At 73.4% G+C, this 4496-nt stretch carries 1 protein-coding gene; it reads right to left on the bottom strand.

Going from position 1 to position 4496, the window contains the following annotated elements; genetic code table 11:
• A partial coding sequence (locus tag ACFVXG_RS46070) for an SDR family NAD(P)-dependent oxidoreductase (protein ID WP_387936493.1) occupies positions 1-4496 on the bottom strand: 4496 nt, incomplete at both ends.

The raw sequence follows: 4496 nt of genomic DNA, 5'->3' as shown, positions 1-4496 counted from the left end.
GCGAGGTGCAGCGCGACCAGCGACGACGAACACGCCGTGTCCACCGTCAGCGCCGGCCCCTCAAGACCGAACGAATACGCCAGCCGACCCGACGCCACACTGCCGGCGCTGCCCGTCCCGAGGTACCCCTCCAGTTCGCCGGGCACCTCGCGCACCCGCGATGCGTAGTCGTTGTACATGACGCCGGCGAAGACGCCGGTGCGCGAGCCGCGCAGCGCGGACGGGTCCAGGCCCGCGCTCTCGAACGCCTCCCACGCCGTCTCCAGGAGGAGCCGCTGCTGGGGGTCGGTCGCCAGCGCCTCGCGCGGGCTCAGGCCGAAGAACTCGGCGTCGAACTCGGCTGCGTCGTAGAGGAATCCACCCGAGCGGGAGTACGACGTGCCGACGGCCTCCGGGTCCGGGTTGTAGAGGTTCTCCAGGTCCCAGCCGCGGTCGGACGGGAAGTCGCCCACCGCGTCCACTCCGCCCGCCACCAGGTCCCACAGCTCCTGCGGGTTGGTCACCCCGCCGGGGAAGCGGCACCCGATGCCGACCACCGCGATCGGCTCGTCGGCGCCGGTCGCCTCGTCGGCGGGCGGCGCCTCCTCGGCGGCCTTGGCTCCGGGCAGCTCGCCCAGCAGGTGGCCGGTGATCGCCTGGGGAGTCGGGTAGTCGAAGACGAGGGACGCGGGCAGTCGCAGCCCGGTCTCGGCGGTGAGGCGGTTGCGCAGTTCGACGGCGGTCAGGGAGTCGAATCCGAGGTCCTTGAAGGCCCGGGCGGGCTGGACGGCCTGCGGAGTCGCATGGCCGAGGACGGCCGCCACCGTGCCGCGGACGAGGTCCAGGACCGTGCGCTCACGCTCGCCGTCGCTCAGCCTGGCGGTGCTGTTCGCCCAACTCGTGCCGTCGGCAGCCTGGTTGGCCGTAGTGCTGCTGCGCCGGCGGCGCGGGGCGAGGGTCCGGAGGAGGGCCGGAAGGGTCTCCGGCGCACTGCTCCGCAGCGCCGCGCGGTCCAGCGCCGCCGCAACCAGCTGCGACTCGACCGCGCCCAGCGCGGCATCGAAGAGCGCCAGGCCGTTCGACGCGGACAGTGCCTTGATCCCGGAGCGGGCGAGTCGGGCACGGTCGGTGTCGTCCAACTGGCCGGTCATCTCGCTGACCCCGTCCCAGAGCCCCCAGGCGAGGGCATGGGCGGGCAGGCCCGCCGCGCGCCGGTGGGCGGCGAGCGCGTCCAGGAAGGTGTTGGCCGCGGCGTAGGTGCTCTGGCCGGAGTTGCCGATGATGCCCGCGAGGGACGAGAAGACGATGAACGCCGACAGCGGCAGGTCCTTGGTCTGCTCGTGCAGGTTCCAGGCGGCGTCCACCTTCGGGCGGAACACTGTGGCCAGCCGGTCGCTGGTCTGGGACTCCAGGAGTCCGTCGTCGAGGACACCGGCGGAGTGCACCACCGCCGTCAGCGGATGCTCCGCCGGAACGACGGCCAGCACGGCCGCGAGCGCGGCCGGATCGGCCGCGTCACAGCCGGCGAAGCGCACGTCGGCGCCGAGCTCCCCCAGCTCCGCGGCGAGTTCACCGGCGCCGGGAGCCGCCTCACCGCGCCGCGAGAGCAGCAGCAGGTGCCGCACGCCGTGATGGCGCACGAGGTGGCGGGCCAGCAGGACCCCGAGCATTCCCGAACCGCCGGTGATCAGCACCGTGCCCTCGGTATCGAATCCCGCGCCCACCGGGGAGGAAGCTGCCGGGATCATACGCGGGGCAAGCAGCCGTCCCCCGCGCACGACGAGCTGCGGCTCACCGCTGTACAGGACGCCGGCGTCGAGATCCTCGGCACCGAAGCCCGGGTCGGCCGGGTCGAGGTCGACCAGGACGAAGCGGTCGGGGTGCTCGGACTGCGCCGTCCGCACCAGGCCCCACACCGCCGCGGCCGCCACATCGGCGGACACGTCGCCCGCCCCGCTGCCGACCGCACCGCGCGTGACCACGGCCAACCGGGAGGCGGCGAAGCGCTCCTCGGCCAGCCACCCCTGCAGCAGGCCCAGCACCTCGCCGGCCAGCCGGTGCGCGGCAGCGGGCACGTTCTCGCCCTCGGTGGAACCCACCGGGACCACCACGCAACCGGGCACCTCGCTCAGCGAGGCCGGGTCCGACGTCACGACGACGGACCCCGGCGCATCGGTGCGGGGCGACACCGGCGCCCAGTCCAGTCGGAGCAGCCCGCCGTCGGTGGCAGCGCCCGCGGCCCGCGCCGTGCCTGCTGCCGGCGGACGCAGGTCGAGCGAGCCGACCTCGATCACCGGGCGGCCCTCCGTGTCGGCCGCCGTCATCCTGCCGTCACTGTGCCAGTGCACCCGCAGTCGGGTCGCACCGGTGGCGTGGATCGCCACGTCGCTCCAGGCGAAGGGCAGTTGCAGGCCCTGACCCGAGGCCACCCCGTCGTAGGCCAGCGGGTGCAGCGCCGTGTCGAGCAGCGCCGGGTGGACACCAAAACGCTCCGCCTGCGCGTGCAGCGCCTCGGGGAGGGCGACCTCGGCGTAGAACTCGTCGTCGAGTCGCCACAGGGCCTGGACGCCTTGGAAGGCGGACCCGTACGTGTAGCCGGCATCGGCCAGAGCCGGGTAGAAACCGGCGAGCTGGACCGGCTCAGCACCGATCGGCGGCCAGGCGAGGAGCTCCGTCCCGGGGTCGGCGAGGTCGTCCGCGGATCCGAGCCAGCCGACCGCATGGGTGGTCCAGCCCTCCGGGTCGGCCGCGTCCGCGGCCTCGCCCTGGGAGAAGATCCGCACCTGGTGGCGCCCGGCCCCGTCCGCCGCGTTCACGGCGACCTGGAGCCGCAGGCCACCGGCCACCGGCAGGACGACCGGCGCCTGGAGCGTCAGCTCCTCCACCTTCCCCGCACCGATCCGGACGGCCGCCTCGGCCACCATCTCGACCAGTCCGGCTCCCGGCATCAGGACGCGGTCCTCGACGCCGTGATCGGCGAGCCACGGGTGGTCGCTCAGCGCGAGGCGCCCGGTGAAGAGCCAGCCGTCGCCGTCGCCGAGTCCCGTGACCGCGCCGAGGAGGGGATGTCCGCCGTCTTGGAGCCCGAGACCGGTCACGTCGCCGCCGCCCGACGGCGCCTCCAGCCAGAAGTGCTTGCGCTGGAAGGCGTAAGAGGGCAGATCCACGACCCCGGCGTCCGGGAGGACGGCTGACCAGTCCACCGCCGCGCCCTGCACGTAGGCGCCGGCCACGGAGGTGTGGAAGCGCTGCCAGCCGCCGTGACCACGCCGCAGCGATCCGATCGCCGTTCCGTCGCGGCCGGCGGCCGCCAGCGTGTCCTGGACGCCGAACGTGAGCACGGGGTGCGGGCTGGACTCGATGAACAGCTCGTGTCCCTGCTCGATCAGGGTGCGCACCGTTTCCTCGAACCGCACGGTGTGGCGCAGGTTCTGGTACCAGTACTCGGCGTCGAGTACGGCAGTACTGTCCAGCCGGGCACCGGTCAGGGTCGAGTGGAAGGCGACATCGCTGTCACGCGGTGCGATGCCGTCGAGCAGTTCGAGCAGCCGGTCGTGGATCTGCTCGACATGCGCCGAGTGCGAGGCGTAGTCGACCGGAATCCGGCGGGCCGCGATTGCCTCGGTCTCGCAGACGGTCATGAGTTGGTCGAGGGCATCGGTGTCGCCCGAGACGACGGTCGACGCGGGTCCGTTGATGGCGGCGACGGTGATCCGGTCGTCCCAGCGGACGAGCAGACGTTCCCGCACCTCCTGTCCCGGGAGCGGCACGGACACCATGCCGCCCTTACCGGCGATGACCTTGAGTGCCTGTGATCGCAGCGCGACGACCTTGGCGGCATCCTCCAGGGACAGTGCACCGGCCACGGCTGCCGCCGCGATCTCGCCCTGGGAGTGGCCGATCACGGCAGCGGGCTTGATCCCGCACGACTCCCATACGGCGGCCAGGGACACCATGACCGCCCACAGCGCCGGCTGGACGACGTCGACCCGGGCGAAGGTCGGGGCGCCGGGCGCGCCGCGCAGCACGTCGAGCAGCGACCAGTCGGTGTGGGGGGCGAGCGCCTGCGCACAGGCGGTGATGCGGTCCCTGAACACCGGTGAGGTGTCCAGGAGTTCGACGGCCATGCCGTCCCACTGGGAGCCCTGCCCGGGGAAGACGAAGACGGGCCGGGCAAGGCTCGGGGCTACCCCGACCACGCTCTCCGCCTGCGGGCCGGCCGTCGTCCTGCCCGTGGCCAGATCCTCCAGCGCACGCTGGAAGGAGTCGGAGTCCGCCGCGACGACCACGGCTCGGTGCTCGAAGGAGGCGCGGGTCGTGGCCAGCGAGAGGCCGATGTCTGCGAGGCCGACCCACTCGGGGGCGGTGGCCGCCGCGTACTTGCGCAGCCGCTCGGCCTGGCCGCGCAGAGCCTCCGGGGTGCGGGCGGACAGGACCCACGGGATCGTGGTCGGGGCCGTTACGGCCTGGGCGTCCTGCGTGGCCTGTGCGTCGTGTGCGTCCTGTGTGTCTTCGGG

Source organism: Kitasatospora sp. NPDC058162, assembly GCF_042884005.1.
GTDB lineage: Bacteria > Actinomycetota > Actinomycetes > Streptomycetales > Streptomycetaceae > Kitasatospora.
The sequence above is the reverse complement of the archived record's forward strand: the minus strand, read 5'-3'. Positions and strand labels throughout refer to the sequence as shown.